The sequence below is a fragment of the Arthrobacter sp. BB-1 genome (genome assembly GCF_006151685.1).
Lineage (GTDB): Bacteria > Actinomycetota > Actinomycetes > Actinomycetales > Micrococcaceae > Arthrobacter.
Map to the genome: position 1 here is coordinate 128,272 of NZ_VDEV01000005.1, position 19,595 is coordinate 147,866.

Genomic DNA, 19,595 nt, shown 5'->3' on the forward strand with positions numbered 1-19,595 from the left:
GGTTTACCGGCCATCCCGCCGCCGGTCGATCCTGCTGTCACGCTCCTGCAGCTGGGCAAGCATGTCGTTGTATGCGTCCAGATCCGCATCGTTGTTCCGTACGGCGGCGCGGTCGGTGCGGCGCATTTCCCTGGCATCAGAGCGGGACCACATCACCGCGACGCCGATGGCAATGAGCAAAGTGGGGACTTCCCCGATGCCCCAGGTGATGGCTCCGCCCATCTGCTGGTCGGCCAGGGCCGACGGTCCCCAGTCCCGGCCCAGGCCGGTGAACCAGTCCGGCTGAAGGAGAGTTGGTGAGCCCATGAGCGTTACCCCGAAGAAGGCATGGAAGGCCATGGTTGCCAGCAGCAGCAGGAGCCGCAGCGGGTAGGGCGCTCGGCGCGGCAGCGGGTCGCTTCCGATCATCGAGAGGATGAACAGGTAACCGGTGATCAGGAAGTGGGCGGTCATCAGCTCATGTCCGGCATGTTCGCGGAGAGCGAACCCGAAGGCGTCCGAGTAGTAGAACAACACGATGGAACCGGCGAAGTTGGCCGCGACAAACAGCGGGTGGGTCAGGACCGCCGCCACCCGGGAATGGACCAGAATCATGATCCATTCCCTGGGGCCGCGGGAGCCGTCCCGCCGCGGGGCCAGGGCGCGCAGGGCCAGGGTGACCGGGGAGCCGAGGACCAGGAAGACGGGGACGACCATTGTCAGGGCCATGTGATCGACCATGTGGGCGCTGAAAAGTACCCTGCCATATACGGAAGGGCCGCCGGACGTGAAAAAGACCAGCGCCACAAGCCCGGTGAGCCAGAGCGCCGTCCGGATCCAGGGCCAGTTGTCCCCGCGCCGGCGGAGGAGATGCGCGCCCAAAAGATACAGGACAGCAGCGGTAGCCGCCAGGGTGATCCACAGCCAGTCCGGCCGCCACACGGTGAACCAGCGTTCCGGGGTCAGTTCCGGCGGCAGGAGGTATCCGGTGAGCACTTCGGCCGGGGTGAGGGCCGCGCGGATTTCTTCGCCGCCGGGCGGAGGCGTCCGGCTCAGGGCTGCGGCGAGGCCGCTGACGGCGCCCATAATCAGCAGTTCCGCGACGATGAACCGCCACAGCACCGTGCCCGCTCCCGGCGCATCCTTCCGGCTCAGGGCGGGGATGAGGCGGGTACGGTGCAGATATCCGATGATGCCCAGGATGATGACGGCGGCGGTTTTGGCCATGACCAGGACGCCGTACGGGGAGGCCAGTCCTTCCGGCAGCGGCATCCGGATTGAGGCGTTAATGATGCCGGAAGCGGAGACCAGGATGAAGGCGAACAAGGCCAGGGACGAGAACCGGCGAAGGACCGCTGCCGTGTCCTTGCCCAGGGCTGTTCCGGCCACGGTGAGGGCGATCAGTCCGCCGAACCAGAGGCACACCCCGACCAGGTGAAGGCCCAGGGAATTGGTGGCCTGTTCGTGGTCGGTACCGCTGGAGGCATGGCCGATGAGGATGACGGGAACCAGTCCTGCGATGGCCAGCAGCGCCGCGGCCGCCAGAGGCCCCGGCGAGCGGGCACCGAACACCACTGTTGCTACCACTGCTGCGATGATCACGACCGACAGCCACGCGTTTCCGCTGGGCAGTTCTGTCATATAGGCGACAAGGCCGGCAGAAAATTCGGGGCTGCCGGAGACCGGGATACCGGCGATGTCCGCGAAGCCCAGGACCAGGACCGCCAGCGCAGAGAAGGTCCAGATGATGCTGGTGGTCGCAACCAGGACCATGATCCGGGTAAAGGCGGGGTGCTCAGCCCCTGTTGCCGGGCCCTGCGGGCGATCACCGGTCCGTGAGGCCCGGGCGGCGCTTTTGAGGGGCGGGAGAATGAAAGCGGCAAAGACAAGTCCGCCGATCGTTGCCGCCGCCGCCAGGTTGTGTATTGTCTGCGCCAGGCCGTAGCCCCACTGAACCAGCGCCCCCGGGTCCCGGGTCTCGGCCGGAAGAGTTCCCCTGCCGTAGGCGGTCGCAGCCAGGACGACCACCAAGGCAACTGCGCAGGCGGCCGCCAGCCAGACCGGCCCGGGTGAAACAGTGGGCCTCTCCTGTGAAGTGGAGGCTTTGAGCGCCACGATACGTCCTAACCTGGTCCTGGCCGCGTCCCGTAAGGGCGGGATGGAGCGCGAAACGAAACACCGCGCGCGACACCAGATTATCTGTAGAGTTGTTCACACGTTAAACGCGCGTGTCACGGCGTGCGCTCCCCCGGGCCGCGGGCCTCGTGCGCTTGCCGCACGTATCCGGGGCAGATCACAGATTCAGCGCGTAAAGGTAGCCTAGATGGATGACGCAGATCCCACCCCGGGCCCCTTCCGGGCCGGAGTGTTCCCTCCGGCTCGTCGATGCAGACAAAGTCGAGGCGGTCCGGTCCCGGATGCCCGGAGATTCGGACGTGGCCGATTTGGCGGTGATCTTCGGGCTGCTCTCGGACCCTGGCCGGGTCAGGATCCTGATCGCCCTCCTCGAAGGGGAAATGTGCGTCTGCGACCTGGCAGCAACCACCGGGCTGAGCGAATCCGGGGTCTCCCACGCCCTGCGCCTGCTGCGCGGGCCCAGGGTTGTTCACGTGCGCCGCTCGGGCAGAATGGCCTACTACTCACTGGCAGACTCCCACGTCCGGATGCTGCTCGATCTTGGCCTGACCCACGTGGGGCATACAGGGAAGGACCGGTTGCGCGCGGTCGAAACCGCCCAGCCAGGCTGACAGGGGCGGCTGTGTCTGCGCGGCGCGGCCGCCGGTGCTGCCATGTCTGAGCCGGAGATCACCGGTCCGGTCTGGCTTCCTTCGCTGCCCCCGTCGCTTACTGAATACCTGGCGCCCAACCTGCAGCCGGTACCGCTGATCCCTGCCCTGACGCTCCTGGCCGCGGTGTTTTACCTTGCAGGGGCGATCCGGCTGTGGCGGCAGGGCCGGCGCTGGTCCGTGGTGCGGACCTGTTCCTTCCTGGTGGGCTGTCTGGCCATCATCGTGGTCATGGGAGCCGGCATCGAAGGGTACGGGCTGCGGATGTTCTCCATCTTCATGTTCCAGCAACTGACCCTCATGATGGCCGTTCCACCGCTGCTGGTAATTGGATCACCAGGCACACTGCTGCTGCGGGCCACACCACACGGCAGGCTCGGCCGCCGCATCCTCCGGACCGCGCTGTGGGGTCTGCGTTCGGGCTGGGGACGCATTGCGATTCACCCGGCCTTCATGGTCCCGCTGTTCCTGCTCAGCTTCTACGGCGTGTACTTCTCCGGCATGGCGGACCTGCTGCTGCCCAACTGGTACGGCCACGTCGGCCTGGAACTGCTGTTCTTGATCTCCGGGATCCTCTTCACTGTCCCGCTGATCTCCGCTGACCCCCTGCCAAGCCGCCAGACACACTTCGGACGGATGATCGACATCTTCGCGGAAATGCCGCTCCATGCCTTCTTCGGGGTCGTCGTCATGATGGCCACCACCCCCATGGTGAAGTTCTTCGCAACACCGCCCCCGGCCTGGAACATCAACCCGATGAAGGACCAGGAGGTAGCCGGCGGGCTGGCCTGGTCCTACGGGGAACTTCCCGGGGTGCTCCTGCTGATGTTCATCCTGGTCCGGTGGCAGCGCGAGGAGGCAAGATCCAACGCCAGCATCGAGCGGGCCGAACTGACCGGAGGAACCCCCGAGCTGGACGCCTACAACAGCTACCTGCAGCACCTGGCAGACAGGCCTGAGCGCCGCCGCTGACCACTGCATCGCCGCCCGACTTGACCCCCCGGGTCTGGTCGTATGAAGATATCTGCAGACGAGTTTTACAAAGCGTAGAAGTGGCTTTCTTTCCCTGCCGTTATCGGATTGAGACATTTCCGTTCGCTTAGGTAGTATTGATTCAGGCTTTTCTGTATTAAGCCTTGGCCCCGCATGCTCGGCCCCGCCGGCGGTGCCAGACGACGAACCCTTAACGGCGGGGGCGGAGGACCCACTAACGGCAGCTTGCTGCCTTGGGGTGAAGACGCACAGCGGACAGTGGCCCTGCGGGCCGGTGCCCGGGCTGCGTCCGGGCTTTTTTCCTTGGCCCGAACCCGACAGCTAACTTCGCAGGCGACCTGAAAGGATAGCTGTGCCCCCCTCCCGCCACGGCCGCCGCCGTGCCCTGCCCCATGACCGCTCCCAAGCCCGCGCAGGTGCTGCAGGGCCGCGGCGCCGGGCCCGTCCCCACGCCCCGTGCCCGCGCCCTGCCTGGCTTCCCGGGGCCTCCGCTCTTGCCGCCGTCGCCATGCTCGCGTCAGGTATACCCGCCGCGCATGCCGGCCTGGTTGCTGCCGGACCTGTCCCAGCCGCCCAGCCGGTGGCCGTGGAGGCTGCACCGGCCATTGCGGCGCAGGCGCAGGCCGTCATCACGTATCCACGCACTGACGTCGGAACCAGTCCGGCCGAAAAGCCTGCGGCACCGGCACCTGCCGCAACAGGATCCACCGCCGGAACACCGGCCGCAGTTGCTCCCGCTGCAGCGGCGGCACCGCCAGCGGCTGTACCCGTGGATGCCACCTTGGCCGCCCCGCTGGCCAGCATCTCCATTTCGTCTCCGTTCGGTTTCCGGACCAGCCCGATCACCGGCGGGTCCGGCGAACTGCATACCGGACTGGACTTGGTGGCCTCCTGCCAGACCGCAGTGTTCAGCGCCGGCTCCGGCACCGTCGTGGAGGCCGGGTGGTCCCAGAACGGCGGAGGGAACCGCATCGTGGTGGATCATGGCAATGGGATGAAAAGCACGTATAACCATCTTTCGTCAATAGAGGTTTCGGTCGGAGCCGTGGCGGGCAAGGGCCAGCGGCTCGGCGGTGCCGGCACGACCGGAAACTCCACCGGATGCCACCTGCACTTCGAAATCGTCCGCAACGGCGTGACCGTGGATCCCCAGGGCTGGCTTTGAGCATGACCGACATGGAGGCGCGCGAACAGCCCAAGGCAACGTCGGTGCTGCCCAGGAAACGGCTGTGGGCAGTTTTTGTCACGGTTGTGGCCCTCACCGCGCTGGGCTTCTTTGCTCTGGGGCGGCTTTCCGCCGCGCCCACTGTAGTCCCGGACGCCGGCCCGGACGCCGGGTTTGCCCGGGATATGCAGACCCATCATGCCCAGGCGGTGGAGATGGCCCTGCTGATCCGGGACAAGTCCGAGAACCCCGAGGTCCGGGCGATTGCCTATGACATTGCCACTGCACAGCAGCATCAAAATGGGCAGATGTTTGCCTGGCTGCAGGACTGGGGGCTCTCCCAGACCGGGACAGCGCCGCCGATGGCCTGGATGAAGGCAGATGGTACTCATGACGGGGCCGGTGCCTCGCACGGTGCCCCAGCTGCCGGTGGCGGAAATACCATGGAAGGCATGGCCACCCAGGAACAGATGCAGGCCTTGCGCGAATCCTCAGGTGCGGAGGCGGAGCGTTTATTCGTTGATTTGATGATCCGCCATCATCAAGGTGGCGTTGCAATGGCCACCGCCGGTACCCGTCTGGCGGAAACCTCAAAGGTACGCGACTTCGCTGCCCGTATCCTCGAAGCACAGACAGCTGAAATCAGGGCCCTTGAAGAGCTCCGTGGCCGACTTTGACCGCCCCAAAAGAGAGTGAGACCGCCGATGTCCGGAAAACCGAAAGCCGGTGAGGACCGCAAAGCGCTCCTGGCTGCAGTGCAGGCCAGGCATCGGGCCGCCGACAGGCGGCGGGCCTGGCTGATCTACGGCACCGGCGCGGCGGTCGTCCTCGCAATCATTGCCGCAGTGACCTTTGTCCTTGTGGGAGAGGTGCAGCAGCGCGAGCAGCTCAATGCCGCTGCGGCCCGCCCAATCGAGGGTGAGCAGGACTATCCGGACCAATCCAGAAACCACACCAGCGGGGCCGTCAATTATCCGCAGACTCCGGCCACCGGCGGAGACCATGCACCGGTCTGGACGAACTGCGGGATCTACACCGCTCCCGTTGAACAGACCCGGGCAGTGCATTCCCTCGAACACGGGGCCGTCTGGCTCACCTACCGCCCCGACCTGCCCATGGACCAGATCGCCAGCCTAACCTCGCTGGCCGTCGGACAGGATTACCTCTTGGCCAGCCCCGTTCCGGGGCAGGTCTCCCCGGTGGTCGCAACAGCGTGGGGCAAGCAGCTCGCCGTGGACAGCGGCAGCGACGAACGCCTGGCACCGTTCATTAAAAAATACCGGCAAGGCGCGCAGGCACCCGAGCCCGGGGCTGTTTGTTCCGGCGGCGTGCAGGGCTGACATTGCTGCCAAACAAGGACCGGGAGCCCAGGGCCTACGGATTCCTGCTGTCCTGGCGGTGGGTGGGCATCCTGGGTCTGGCCGTTCTGTTCGCTGCGGCCTGCATAGGGCTGGGTAACTGGCAGATGGACCGGCGAAACCAGGCAGTCACCGAAATCCGCCGTGTCCAGCAGAACTACGACAAGCCGCCTGTGCCCTACGAAGAAGCCAGCCGCTATTTTGATCACGCCGAGCCGGACGCGAAATGGACGACCGTATCCGTTAGAGGCCAGTACCTCGCCGAAGACCAGCGGATCGTGCGGAACCGGCCCAACTACTCTGCCGCAGGGTACGAGATTGTGGTGCCGTTCCGTCTGCTAACCGGCGAAACGATCATCATCAACCGCGGCTGGGTTCCCATCGGAAACAACCGGCCCGGCTACCCTGATATGGTTCCTGCACCGCCGACTGGAACCGTCACTGCGGTGGTGCGGATCAAACCCTCAGAAGCCGACGTGGACCGCGCCGCTCCGGAAGGGCAACTGGCCAGCATCGACCTGACCTCCTATGCCCGCCAGCTGCAGTACCCGGTGAAGACCGGCAGCTACGGCCTCATGGCCTCCGAAACGCCCCCGCCGGAAACTGCGCCTCAGCAACTCGCCCCACCCAAGGTGCAGGAAGGGTCCAACCTGTCCTACGCGATGCAGTGGATTACCTTCGGAGTGCTGGCCTTTGTCGGGTTCGGTTACATGGCCCGGCAACAGGCCCGCATCGGCCGGGAGGAACGTGAACTTGAGGAACCGTCCGAACCCGGACAACACCGTGCCCAGGGCAAAGCACGCCGCCCACGCTCTGATGACGAGGAAGATGCTCTTCTGGATGCCATGGGCCTCTAAGAGCGGAGGCCAGCCAGCCGTGGAGTGCCCCACGGCCAGCCGCAGCCGGGCCGGCGGATCCGCTGCAGGCGTGATGACCGGAGCCTGGGCGGCCGTTTGCTGCGCACGGCGTCGATTGCCCTCAAGGACTGAGCCCCTGGCCCTGACCATCCTTCCCCCAAAGGGACGGCTCACTGGCTGCCTGCAGGGCGGGCGGCGCGGCAATGGCTAAGGCCGACGGTTCTGACCTGACCGTTGCCGCCCAGGACTATTTGAAGCTCCTCTACACCGCCAATGAATGGTCGGATGCGCCGGTCACCGTTGGGCTGCTGGCGGACCGGCTGGGCCTGAGCATGTCCACGGTCTCCGAGGGTATCGCAAAGCTCGCGCTCCAGGGCCTGGTAATACACGCCAAGTACAGCAGTGTCAGTCTCACTCCCGACGGGAGGCGGTACGCCCTGGTTATGGTTCGCCGGCACAGAGTCCTGGAAACCTTTCTGGTGCAGACACTCGGATACAGCTGGGATGAAGTCCACGACGAGGCCGAAAAGCTCGAACACGCGGCCTCCGAAGACCTGATCGCCAGAATGGATGAACTGCTGGGACATCCGTCCACGGACCCCCACGGTGATCCCATCCCCACAGCCGACGGGCGGGTAAGCCGCCCCGAAGCCCGCCAGCTCACTGCCGCACAGCCAGGACAAGACGTGGTCATTTGCCGGGTATCGGACACTGACCCGAAGTTGCTGCGTTATTTTTCCCGCCTTGGCCTCACTCCCGGGTCCAAGCTCACCATCGGCCAACGGAAGCCCTTCACGGCAGGGACAACCGTCCGAATGACCGGTAGCGGGCAGGACATCACGCTTGGAACTGAAGCGGCGGACGCGGTCTGGGTGGTTCCTGCCAGCAGCGGGGATTGACCGCTCATGAGCTTATGTGGGCCATAGCCGCCGTCAGTACTTTGTCACTGCCTTAAGGGTCACGGCGCTGGCTGCCGCCGCCTTCGACCTTTGACCACCGGAGCTCTCCCGCTCGTGGGCGGCGGACAAAGATCATGGCGGCCGGGCGCGGAAAGCCGGTAAGGTCCAGGCTGTTGCGGTGAGTGTCTTAGGACCAGTTACCCGCGCACGTGCTGCCGCTGCCGGGAATCTCCTCCCGGGCACGGTGTACGTGGGCCTCGGGGCTAGGTCAAGGCTGGATTACTCTGGGACTTTGGTTGCCTGGCGACGGGCGTGTGGCCTTAGGTTGCCGGGACGGGGACGGTCGGGGCGGGCGGTACCGTTTTGGCCTTCTTTGACTTTCCGAACCGCAGGTACAGTGACGGCAGGATGAACAGGTTCAGCAGGGTGGACGTCACCAGGCCACCGAGGATGACCACAGCCATCGGGTGCTCAATTTCGTGTCCGGGGATGGTACCCATGATGATCAGCGGCACCAGCGCCAGCCCGGTGGCCAGGGTGGTCATCAGAATGGGCGAGAGACGTTCACCGGCCCCCCGCAGAACGAGCTCCGGCCCCCATTTCTCATCCTCGTACTTCTCCAGGTGCTGACAGTGGCTGATAAGGAGAATGCCGTTGCGGGCTGCAATACCCATGACAGTCAGGAACCCGACAATTGAACCGAGCGACAGGACCCCGCCGCTGAGGTAGGCCGCCAGCACGCCGCCGACCAACGCTACCGGCAGTGTGAACATAATCAGGGCCGCAAGCCTCCAACTGCCAAAGGATGCCTGGAGCAGCAGGAAGATGGCAATGAGGGCACCTGCTGCGAAGATCATCAGCCGCTGGGTTGCCGCTTCCCGTTCGGCAAATTCACCAAGGATTTCTGCGTGGTAGCCGGTGGGGAAGTTCACCTCCGCAAGGCCGTCCTCCAGCTTCTCGACCAGTGCGCCGAGGTCTCCGTCCGTCGCAGCGTCGGCGCTGATGTCAATCCGGCGTGAGTTGTTGTTCCGCTCTATTACGGCCGGAGTCTCATTGACGCTCACGTCCGCCACATCAGCGAGCCGGACGCTACTTCCAGTCGGGGTGTTGATGGGAAGGTTTTCGATGCTCGTCACATCCGAGCGGAGCTCCGGCGGGCTCCAGATGCGGACATCATAGACCTTTCCGTCCCGCCACAGGTCGCCTACTTCCTCGCTGGCAACAAAGGCAGCCGCCTGGCGGCGTACGTCGCCGGGCTTGAGGCCGAGGCGTTGGGCGGCATCAAGGTTCACCTTCACGTCAACTTGGGGAATGTCCACCTGAAGCGACACATGTTCCTCGACTGCCTCGGGAATCTTGCCCATCACGCCCTCAATTTCCTTGGCCACCTCCCGCAGCGTCTGCAGGTCATCGCCGTAGACCCGGACGACGACGGCGCCGCTGTCGCCGGTCAGCACCTCGCGGATCCTCTCCTTGAGGTAGGTCTGGACGTCCCTGAAAATACCGGGGTAACCGTCCACCACTTCCTGCACCGTGGCCAGTGTCTTGTCGTAGTCCACCTCCGGATCTACGCTGATCCAGTTCTCACCGAAGTTCACGCCGACGACTTCATCGGCCGCAAGAGCCTGCCCGATATGGGAACCACAGTTGAGCACACCCTCAACCTCCAGCAGTTCGCGGCAGGCCCGCTCGCTGATCCGGACTTCTTCCTTCAACGAGGTACCAGGCTGGGTCACCCAGTGCATCAGGAAGTCGCGTTCCTTGAACGAGGGAAGGAGGGCTTGGCCCAGCAGCGGAGCCACCAGCGCACCCACCAGCGTCAGGCCGGCGAAAGCCACGTACCCCGGAGCAGGTCGGCGCACTACCCGGGACATAAAGGAGTGGTAGCCCCGTTTGAGGACGCGGACCAGCGGCGGGTCCCTCGGATCCAGCGGTGCCTTACGCAGGAAAATAAGCGCCAATGCCGGCGTGACTGTCAGCGCCACGAGCATCGAGGCGAAGACCGCAAGCGTGTAGGACGTGGCCAAGGGCCGGAAAAACGCGCCGGTGAGGCCTTCCAGGAAAAAGATGGGTACTGCCGCCACCACGATGATCAGGGTCGCGTAAACGATCGGACCGCGGACCTCCACCGAGGCTTCCAGGACGACAGAAGCGGTGGAACGGGCGCTGCCGCTGCTCCGGTGCTGCCTCAGGCGCCGGATGATGTTCTCGATGTCGATGATGGCATCATCAACAACCACCCCGACGGCGATGACCAGCCCGGCCAGGACCATCGTGTTTACCGTACTGCCCGTCATCATGATCACCACGCCGGCTGTTATAAGCGACAACGGAATGGCAATCAGGCTGATGAGGGCCGTCCGCCACTGGAAAAGGAAGGCTCCCAGCACCATCATGACCAGCACGATACCCAGGAGCATCGCCAAGCTGAGGTTCTCCAGCGACTGCTCGATGAACGTCGCCGGGCGGAAGATGGCGGTATCGACTTCGACGCCGTCGAGGGCGGGTGCCATCTGCTTCAGCGCCTCTTCCACGCCCCTTGTCACTTCCAAGGTATTGCCCCACGGCAGCTTCTCAACGATCAGCATCAGGCCCTCGCCGTCATTGATGACGGCGTCACCGATCAGCGGGTTGTGGTCCACCACGACCTGCGCCACATCCCCCAGTCGAAGCGGTGTGCCGTTGCGGTTATCGATGATCACCTTGGCCAGGTCCTCCGCAGTGCGAATCGGCAGGACGAGGCCGACGCCCAGCCGCTGATTTGGGGTTTCAACGAAACCACCCGTGCCCACAAGGTTGCCGCTGGAGTGCTTGAGCAGGCCGGCAGCCAAGGCATCGTTGGCCACCGACATCACCTGTTCCATGGTGACGTTGTGCGCCTTCATCTTTTCCGGCTCCACACGCACCTGGAGCGTTTCCTTCCGCGCGCCCCAGATCGCGACGTTCGCCACTCCGGGGACCGAGAGCAGGTGCGCGCGCAGCTTGTAGTGCGTCAGCATCGTCATCTCGATCAGGGACCTGGTGTCCGAGGACAGGCCGATCTTCATGACACGGCTCGTCGAGGACAACGGTTGGAGCATCACCGGGGGTGTGGCCCAGCTCGGCAGGGTGGGCGTCACCGTTGCCACGCGTTCGGACACCAGTTGCCGCGCTTTCAAAAGGTCTGTGCCTGGCTCAAAGATCATCAGGACGGCGGAGAGCTGGGAAACGGACTTGGACCTCAGCTCGTCGAGGCCCTCGACACCGTTGAGCGCTTCCTCGAGCGGGACTGTAACCAGCTCCTCGACCTCGGCGGCTGTGAGGCCCAGCGCTGCAGTTTGAACCTCCACCCGCGGCGGCGCAAACTCCGGGAACACGTCCACCGATGCGGAGCTGATCTGCACGGCACCGACCATCATGATTCCGACGGCGAGGGCAACAACGATTGAGCGGAACCTAAGGCTGTAGGTTATGAGCCTGCGCATGATCAGTGCGCCGTATCTAGTTCAGCACCCAACAGCTCGGCTGCCCCAACCGTCACGATATTCGTTCCGGGCTCCGGACCGCTGGTCAACCGCACTGAGGACCCTTCGATCCGTTCGACGGCTACAGGCGCCCGAACGAAGACCAGAGGTTCCGGATTCGTGTACACCCACGTCGCTCCACTGGCGTCGTAAAGAAGCGCTCCATACGGAACCTGCAGCTTGCCCTCGGTGGTCCTCGCCTCCACGGCTTCAATGGTGACGCCCAGACGCTCGCTGGCTTTGGCAGTCAGCGTGATCCTGCTGACCTCCTGTCCCTCGATCACCTGAAGGACGGCGGCCTCAGTGCCGTCGTCGGCGGCTGGAGCAGGCTCTCCTGCACAGGCGGCCAAACCTCCGAGCATCAGGCCAGCGAAGAGGAAGGCCTCAAGGAGACGGCACCCATGGATCCGGTGCTCGTGCGTGTTGGTCACGACATTTCCGATCTTTCCGGGACTTCCACAGCACCCGGAACAGTTTGTGTTTTCAGGGCATCATCCGGGGCACCTGTTCCGGAGACGAGCAGGAGCGCGGGCAGGACAAACAGGGTGAGGAGCGCGTAGGTCACCAGCCCGCCCCAGACCACCGTGGCCAAAGGCAGTACGATTTCCCTGCCGACGCTTCCGCCAAGCAGCACCAGGGGAATCAGGAACGCTGCGCTGACCACCACCCCGGCGAGCACGGGCAGCAACCGCTCCCGGCCCGCCTGCAGCACGGAGGACCTCGTGTCGCGCTGCCCTGGTGCTCTCGCGCGGCCGGCAGCGGTTTCATCCCAGGCCGTTTCACCTGCAACGCGCTGACCGGGCACTTTGTCACCATCTTTAAGCGCCTGCGCCCGGCGGATGAGCAGGATGCTGTCCCGCACCGCCATGCCGAGCAGCACTACGAAGCCGAAAAGAGTCACCAGCGAATTGACGCCTCCGGTAAGCAGTGCCGCCACCACCCCGCCTGTCAGGGCTAAAGGCAGTGCCAAGAACACCACAATGGCGACCCGCCAGCTTCCAACGGCGGTCTGCAGGAGGACCAGGATGCCCAGGAAGGCAGCCAAGGCCACTGCCCAGACAAACTGGACGTGAGCCTCCTGCTGAGTAAACTGCGCCGGAATCTGCGCGTGGTATTCAAGCGGGAAATCGAGGTTCGCCAGGCCGGATTCAACCTCCGATACGATGTCGCTCACCGAACGGCCGTCCACGCCTGCCACTACGTCAATGTGACGGGAAGTGTCCACGTGCTTGATCACGCTTTCGTTCGGCGCCACCCGGACCTCAGCCACGTCCCCGAGGCGGACATGGCCCCCACCGGGTTTATCGATGATAAGTTCCTGCACGCTGGTGAGACTGGCCCTCGTTTCAGGAACACCGGTAACCACCACCTGGAATACCTTCTGCTGCTCGAAAAGGAAGCCCACGTCGACACCTTGCAGCAGGGTTGCAGCGGCCCGACGAACATCACCGGGCTTGATGCCCGCCTGCTGCGCCTTATCCAGATCCACTTCGACCTCGGCGATAGGCTGCAGCGGCGGGAGCGACAGCTGTGGATTCACCAGACCCGCTGTGTTGGACATAAGGTCCCGGACGTTCTCGGCTTCTTCGCGGAGAAGCTTGGGATCCACGCCAAAAACGCGCACGGAGAACTCGTGCTCGGACCGGCTCCGTTCCTCCTGGAGCCTGTTCTGGGCGTAGGTGGCAACATTGCCGCTAATGCCCGGGTAGCCAGCGATGACCTCATTTACGGCATTCGCCACCCTCGTGTAGTCAGCGTCAGGGTGCATCGTGACCCACAACTCGCCGGAGTTGACGTTGGCGACCTTATCCGAGGTGATGGCACGCCCGACGTGCCCTCCCACACTCGCCACACCGGGGATGTCTTTCAGGTCATCGGTCGCAAGCGCCGACACCCTGCCCATCTCCTCGCGGGAGGTTCCCGCCAGGCTGTCCCACTGGATCTGCAGGATCCGGTCCTGGAGGGCAGGCACAGCTGGTTGTCCCGCACCAAGCATCGGTAGCCCGGCGACGGTGGCCAGGGCCACTGCGGCACCGATAGCGATGATCCACTTGGTTCTTGCCGTGACCCAGTCCAGCCGCCTGTGGTACCGGTCGGTGATCGCGGTCAGAAACCGCGGCTGTCTGGCCGGGGCATTGACCGAGAGAAGGGACACTGCCAGGGCCGGGGTGAGCGTCCAGGCCACCAGCAGTGCCACCGCCAGTGCCAGCAGGTAGGACAGAACGAGCGGCACGAACAGTGCCCGGTCGATGCCTGACAGGACCAGCACTGGCATCACGGCCAGTGTCATCGTCAGGCCCGAAAAGATGATCGGATTGCGTGTCTGCTGCAACGCTGACCCAATTAATTCCCTCCGTGACCGCTCGTTCCCGGGCCCCGGAGCGCTGCCACCTTCCGTAGCCGGTTCGCCTAAGCGCTCTTGGTCGGTATTGGCGGGGGCGCGGTCTCGGCGGGCAGCCGTTACGGGGTGGCTGCGGTAGAGCTGCAGCCCGTTCAGGTCGGTCACGAGGTCTCCCACCACCACCACCAGGGCAAGCACCAGGCCGGAGAACACCATGACGTTCAATCCGACCCCCAGCGCGAACAGCACCAGCAGGGCGGCCACTGTGGATACCGTCAGGACCAGCAGTCCCACCAAAGCGACTCGCCAGGACCTGAAGAACATCCCGAGCAGGAGAGCCGCCAGCGCCAGGCTGACGAAGAGCGCAATTCCCAGGCTCTCCACCGCGGACTGGATGAAGGACGCCGGACGGTAGACACTGCTGTCCACGTCAATGCCCGAAAGGCCCGGTTTCAGGTCCTCCAGCGCCGACTCCAGGGCGGCGGTAATCTCCATGGTGTTCGCCTCGGGGAACTTCTCGACGACCAGCATCAGGCCTGGATCCTCGTCCAGCACTGCATCACCTATGAGCGGCTGATGATTTTCGCGCACTGAAGCAACATCCCCCAGCGTCAATGGGGCACCCGTCACTTTCTCCACGCTGACCTTGGCAAGATCGCTCGGAGTGGTGATCGGCAGCACGTGCTGGATACCGATGCGCTGGTTCTCCGTCTCCAGGAAGCCGCCGGTACCTGGCGTGGAGGCCTTAAGGAAGGTCAGGGGAGACACCCACACGGCATTGCCCGTGGTCTCCATGACCTGGTTCAGCGTCACTCCGCGTGCCTGCAGCACTGCCGGGTCCACTTGGACCTGCATCTGCTGCTCACGCTGCCCCCAGATGGAAACGTTCGCGACGCCGGGAACGCCCATCAGGCGGGGTTTGATGTTCCAGCGGGCCAACACGGACATGTCCATGAGCGGCATCTCCGAAGAAGAGAGCCGCACCATCATCACCCGGCCGGTGGAAGACTTGGGCTGCATCAGTACCGGCGGCGTGGAGACACGCGGCAAAGAGTGCGCCATGACCAGCCGCTCCGCCACGAGCTGGCGTGCCCGGGGCAAATCCGTCCCCGGCTCGAACAGCAGCTGGATTGAGGACAGGCCAGGAACGGACTGGGATCTGATCTCGTCCAGATAGGCGACGCCGTTGAGCAAGTCGACTTCCATCGGCGAGGTAATGAGCTGCTCTACCTCAACAGCGGACAAGCCCAGGGCTTCCGTCTGAATTTCCACCTGCGCTGGCTCGAATTCAGGAAGGGCATCCACAGAAACATGGGGAAGATACCAAAGACCCATGCCTACAATGCCGGCCGCCAAAGCCAGGACCAACAACCGAAATTGCATGCTCCATCGAGCAAATAAACCCGTCATAGCTCTTCCAAAGTGCATGTGGGAAATTTGGGCCGGCAAAGCGCCGAAAACCTTCCAAGGGACAGTTACCCAAGCTTCCCCCCGATCACGGCCACCAGACAGCCCCAACTTGATGCGCCGGAACCCCCAAAACAGGGGCACCTGCCCCCCCCACACGGGGTGGGGCAGCACCGTCCCCCAAATTTTGGTGGTCGACAAAAAGGAATTGGAGCACTTATATTGCGGTACCGGACCAGAATGCACGGCCATGAAGATGACGGCACTGGCCATCAGCTGGCCAACACTTATCCGATCCAAAAAGGAGCTTTGGCATGTCCCCACGTCACGCCCGCACACCGGCACGGGGAATGGTGCACTTTTACACAGTCACAATGACCGCCGGCGTACTGGGCATCAGTGAAGCCGAAGTTGTGAAAATGCTGGAAAATGGGGAGCTCCGCGGTCTCCGGCTCGTGCCCCCGACACCATGGCTTGTCGATGGCAAAACCTTGGACGAGTTCGCCCTCCACTGGAGGAACAGCCCTCCCCAAAGCGACGAACGCCGAGCGAGTGGTCCCGTCCAGCAGCGGCGACTCCGCGTCAAACTCCGGAAGGATCAGGCTTGACCGGTAACGGTGAGGACGATGAGGACACAGTTCAGTCCCACAATCAGCGTCGCGCTGGTCCAGCCGGCGATCTTCAGCGGCATCGAGTCCGTGTGGATGCCCATCACATCACGTTTCCCGGTCAGCCGGATCAGCGGGATCAAAGCAAAAGGAATACCGAAGCTGAGCAGGACCTGGCTCAGAACCAGGGCCAGGGTCGGCTCGATCCCGGCGCCGAGGATCAGCAGGGCAGGGATCAAGGTGATGACGCGACGGGTCAGCAGCGGTACGCGGAGCTTCAGCAGTCCACCCATGATCGTGGCGCCCGCATAGCAGCCGACCGATGTCGAGGCCAGTCCCGAGGCCAGCAGCCCGATGGCGAACACGACGCCGATGACGGGACCAAGAGCCGACGTGACGGCGGCGTGGGCACCGGCGATCGTGTCCGTTCCTTCGATGCCACGCAGGCTAGAGGCGGCCAGCAGGAGCATCGCAATGTTAACTACCCCGGCGAGCATCAGGGCGCCCGCCACGTCGAAGCGGGTGGCCTTAATGAGTCGTGTCCGGACGGCGGGATCCTTGGAGAAGCCGTGCCTGTCCCGGGCCAGCGCCGAATGCAGATAAATCGCGTGCGGCATGACCGTGGCTCCCAGCATGCTGGCCGCGAGCAGGACGGTGTCCGTGCCCTCGAACCTGGGCACCAGGCCGCCCAGGGCGCTCCCGGCATCGGGCGGGTTCACGAAGAGCCCGGAGACGAAACCGACCGCGATGACGCCAAGCAGGATCAGGATCGCGTACTCGAAGGACTTCTGGCCCCGTGCGCTCTGCAACGCCAGAAGCAGCATTGATGCCACACCAATGATGAGGCCGCCGGCCAGCAGCGGAAGGCCGAACAACAGGTTCAGCGCCACGGCACCGCCGATGACTTCGGCCATGTCGGTTGCGCCGGCGACCACCTCAGCTTGGAGCCAGTACATCCGCCGTCGGCCGTTGCCAAGACGCTTGCCCAGAATCTCGGGAAGGCTCAGGCCCGTGGCCAGCCCGAGTTTGGCCGACTGATACTGCACCAGCACGGCCATGGCGTTCGCTGCCACCAAAACCCAGACCAGCAAATACCCGTAGCTCGCACCCGCAGTGAGGTTAGCGGCCACATTGCCAGGATCGACGTAAGCGATGGCGGCCACAAAAGCCGGGCCCATCAGCAGCAAGCGGGACCACCGCCGGCCCGCGGCCGGGCGTGCCTGAAGTATCGGAATAGCCATCATGGTCCTCGTCATCGTGGGCGTGGTGATACCACTGAGAATAACGCAAAATTAGGCGCACCGAAAAGTAAAGCTTCGGCTTACCTTCTTTCACGTTGGACATCACTGCACCTACTCATCAAGGTTCCGTACGGCGGCGGTGGTTTCTCAGCTGAGGACGCTGGTGCTTGTTCCCGGGCCGGTTGGCCTGCTTCGTCATCTTCCGACGCCCTTTATTCACCCGCCTACGCTTGATGAATGCGAGTAGCCCGTTTGGTCAGTGTCCTGGAGCGCCGGCAGATCGGCCTCTACCTGCTGGCCGTTGTCGCTGGAGGAGTGCTCGGCTGGCTGGTTCCTGCCGTGTCTGTGCCCCTGGAACAGGCCATCAACCCTGTTCTGGTGCTGCTGCTGTTTGCGACGTTCCTCGGCATTCCGTTTGCCTTGATCCGTAAGGCGATACGCGATGTCCGGTTCATGGCGACCGTTCTGGTCCTGAACTTCCTTATCGTCCCGGGCGTTGTCTTTACCCTGTCCCGGTTCATCGCACATGATCAGGCCCTTTTGATCGGGGTGATGATGGTGCTGTTGACCCCCTGTATCGATTACGTAATCGTCTTCTCCGGACTGGCCGGCGGATCAAGCGACCGGCTTCTTGCGGCCGCGCCGCTGCTCATGCTCACGCAGATGCTGCTGTTGCCCCTGTATCTGCTGTTCTTTGTAGGCCCCGACCTGGTCTCCGAGATAGAGCCAGGGCCCTTCATTGAGGCTCTCGTCTTCCTGATCATCATCCCGCTTGTTCTGGCGGCGCTCACCCAGGAATGGGCCAGACGGGCAGCCGGAGGCCGTGCCGTGATGACGCTGATGGAAGGGCTGATGGTTCCCTTGATGATGCTGACCCTCGCTGTCGTCATTGGGTCACAGATCACCGGCGTGGGCAGCCAGATCGGATCCCTGCTGTCGGTCATCCCGGTCTACGCGGCATTCCTGGTGGTGATGGTCCCGCTGGGCATGGCAGCGGCGCGGGCAGGCGGACTGGACGCCGCCAGTACCAAGGCCGTGATCTTCAGCGGCGCAACACGCAACTCATTGGTCGTACTCCCCCTGGCCCTGGCCCTGCCCGAGCCGCTCGCCCTGGTATCCCTCGTCGTCGTTACCCAGACATTAGTGGAGCTCATCGGGATGGTGGCCTACGTCAAGATCGTCCCCCGGATCATCAGGACGGACCGGACCCTCAAGTCCAGCTAACGCGGCCCCTCCGCCCACTCCCCCCGCGCCGCCGGCCCATGAAACACTCCTCACACAGATGAGGAAATGAAGCCTTACCCGTTTCAGTTTGCCCAGCAGTCATAGAGAACGGATATGGCTGGGCCGCGGTCAGTCTTGGTCCCAGCAGCTGCGGGAGATTGCTGGCTCTGCACGGCAGCCAGCGGAGATGACGGAAAGAGCAGGTTCACTCTCAAGACCAGCGGCCCACCATGGCATTCCTGCCCCATGGACTTAGGCGTCCAATGTGAGTTCTCGGTAATTCTTACCGCGGCCAAAGAGGGTGTGGCTACACAAGAAACTGCTCCCTGGAAGTTTGGACTAATAAATTCAGTTCCAACTTCCAGGGAGCAGTCCTATTTGGCCCTAGGCCAGCAGCCGATTCACTTGGGCATCAGCACCGAGTCGATGAGGTAGACGGTTGCGTTCTTGGTCTGCACGCCGCCGCAGATGACGCTGGCGTCATCGACCTTGAGGGTTTCACCGCTGCCGGTGACCGTGACGGATCCGCCCTGGACCGTGGCGTGGGTGCCAGCGATCTTGTCGGGAGTGATCTGACCCGGGACCACGTGGTAGGTCAGGATCTTGCTCAGCAGAGCATCGTCGGTCTTAAGGGTTTCGATGGTTGCGGGGTCAATTTTGGCGAAGGCCTCATCCACCGGTGCGAAGACAGTGAATTCGCCGCCGTTAAGGGTGTCCACCAGGTCAACCTTGGGGTTCAGCTTGCCGGACACTGCGGCGGTCAGAGTGGTAAGGATCGGGTTGTTCGATGCTGCGACAGCGACTGGATCCAAGGCCATGCCTTCCACCGAGCCTGCGCCGGTGGGGACCTGCTCGGCGTAACCAGCGCAACCCGGGCCGACCAGGTTGACGGCCGGGTCCATAGCGTCGGCCGAAGAGCTGGCGGACGGTGCCGGCGCCGCACTGGAAGCAGAAGGCGCGGCGGCGGGAGCAGATGAGCCTGAAGTGGCAGCCGATCCCCCGCAGGCGGTCAGGCTGAGCAAAGCCGCCGCTGCAACGCCTGCGACCGTGAACGTGCTGCGCTTAATTGTCTGCATTCCAGTACTCCTTGAATTGGGACGGGCATGGCCCGGACCGATGTTCACCTGCCCCTGGCCGGTGTCTCAATGACTATTCGGCCGACGCAGAAACATGGATGGGTCAATATCAAGAAGTTTTTCCTGAGATCCTTCGCTTCTGAGAAACGCGCCATCGC

14 protein-coding genes and 1 riboswitch are annotated in these 19,595 nt (G+C 63.8%); of the genes, 8 read left to right on the forward strand and 6 right to left on the reverse strand.

The genetic code is table 11. The features are described from left to right. Positions 1-3: 3 nt before the first annotated feature. The gene (locus FHJ30_RS03430; protein ID WP_139027864.1) at positions 4-2,094 is read right to left on the reverse strand and encodes a cytochrome c oxidase assembly protein; all 2,091 of its coding nucleotides are present in this window, start codon (positions 2,092-2,094) and stop codon (positions 4-6) included. A 212-nt stretch (positions 2,095-2,306) separates the two neighbouring features. On the opposite strand from FHJ30_RS03430, the gene FHJ30_RS03435 reads away from it, so the two are divergent. The 7 genes from FHJ30_RS03435 to FHJ30_RS03465 all read left to right on the forward strand — a co-directional run bounded on the left by FHJ30_RS03435 (position 2,307) and on the right by FHJ30_RS03465 (position 8,037). Further along, positions 2,307-2,726, forward strand: coding sequence for a helix-turn-helix transcriptional regulator (locus FHJ30_RS03435; RefSeq protein WP_139027865.1), 420 nt, complete (start codon positions 2,307-2,309; stop codon positions 2,724-2,726). Positions 2,727-2,768: 42 nt separating this feature from the next. Next, a complete protein-coding gene (locus FHJ30_RS03440; RefSeq protein ID WP_139027866.1) occupies positions 2,769-3,737 on the forward strand; it encodes a cytochrome c oxidase assembly protein in 969 nt (322 codons plus the stop codon). 191 nt (positions 3,738-3,928) lie between these two features. Further along, positions 3,929-4,108: riboswitch (cyclic di-AMP (ydaO/yuaA leader) on the forward strand. Between the two features lie 2 nt (positions 4,109-4,110). Beyond that, the gene (locus FHJ30_RS03445; RefSeq protein WP_240793566.1) at positions 4,111-4,923 is read left to right on the forward strand and encodes a M23 family metallopeptidase; all 813 of its coding nucleotides are present in this window, start codon (positions 4,111-4,113) and stop codon (positions 4,921-4,923) included. 2 nt (positions 4,924-4,925) lie between these two features. Further along, a complete protein-coding gene (locus FHJ30_RS03450) occupies positions 4,926-5,600 on the forward strand; it encodes a DUF305 domain-containing protein (RefSeq protein WP_139027867.1) in 675 nt (224 codons plus the stop codon). A gap of 27 nt (positions 5,601-5,627) precedes the next feature. Beyond that, entirely contained in the window at positions 5,628-6,263 is a 636-nt protein-coding gene (locus FHJ30_RS03455; protein WP_139027868.1) for a DUF3105 domain-containing protein, read from the forward strand. Between the two features lie 2 nt (positions 6,264-6,265). After that, positions 6,266-7,138 carry an SURF1 family protein gene (locus FHJ30_RS03460; RefSeq protein ID WP_223883696.1) on the forward strand — a complete coding sequence of 291 codons (873 nt, stop codon included), beginning with the start codon at positions 6,266-6,268 and terminating at the stop codon, positions 7,136-7,138. 203 nt (positions 7,139-7,341) lie between these two features. Then, positions 7,342-8,037 (forward strand): metal-dependent transcriptional regulator, encoded by a 696-nt coding sequence (locus FHJ30_RS03465; RefSeq protein WP_139027869.1) that lies wholly within the window; start codon positions 7,342-7,344, stop codon positions 8,035-8,037. A 320-nt stretch (positions 8,038-8,357) separates the two neighbouring features. Here FHJ30_RS03465 and FHJ30_RS03470 read toward each other — a convergent pair whose 3' ends face one another. The 4 genes from FHJ30_RS03470 to FHJ30_RS03485 all read right to left on the reverse strand — a co-directional run bounded on the left by FHJ30_RS03470 (position 8,358) and on the right by FHJ30_RS03485 (position 17,137). Then, positions 8,358-11,501 carry an efflux RND transporter permease subunit gene (locus FHJ30_RS03470; protein WP_139027870.1) on the reverse strand — a complete coding sequence of 1,048 codons (3,144 nt, stop codon included), beginning with the start codon at positions 11,499-11,501 and terminating at the stop codon, positions 8,358-8,360. A 2-nt stretch (positions 11,502-11,503) separates the two neighbouring features. Further along, positions 11,504-11,971: a hypothetical protein gene (locus tag FHJ30_RS03475; RefSeq protein WP_139027871.1), complete on the reverse strand. Its 468-nt coding sequence runs from the start codon at positions 11,969-11,971 to the stop codon at positions 11,504-11,506. After that, positions 11,968-15,561 (reverse strand): efflux RND transporter permease subunit, encoded by a 3,594-nt coding sequence (locus FHJ30_RS03480; RefSeq protein ID WP_139027872.1) that lies wholly within the window; start codon positions 15,559-15,561, stop codon positions 11,968-11,970. Before FHJ30_RS03480 ends, FHJ30_RS03475 begins: the two co-directional genes overlap by 4 nt. 325 nt (positions 15,562-15,886) lie before the next feature. Next, complete coding sequence (locus FHJ30_RS03485; protein WP_139027873.1) at positions 15,887-17,137, reverse strand: Nramp family divalent metal transporter; 1,251 nt, start codon at positions 17,135-17,137, stop codon at positions 15,887-15,889. A gap of 237 nt (positions 17,138-17,374) precedes the next feature. On the opposite strand from FHJ30_RS03485, the gene FHJ30_RS03490 reads away from it, so the two are divergent. Continuing rightward, on the forward strand, positions 17,375-18,361 hold the full coding sequence (locus FHJ30_RS03490; RefSeq protein WP_139027874.1) for an arsenic resistance protein: 987 nt from the start codon (positions 17,375-17,377) through the stop codon (positions 18,359-18,361). A 401-nt stretch (positions 18,362-18,762) separates the two neighbouring features. Here the strand turns inward: FHJ30_RS03490 and FHJ30_RS03495 are convergent, their stop codons facing one another. Continuing rightward, positions 18,763-19,437 carry a fasciclin domain-containing protein gene (locus FHJ30_RS03495; RefSeq protein ID WP_139027875.1) on the reverse strand — a complete coding sequence of 225 codons (675 nt, stop codon included), beginning with the start codon at positions 19,435-19,437 and terminating at the stop codon, positions 18,763-18,765. Between the last annotated feature and the right edge of the window lie 158 nt (positions 19,438-19,595).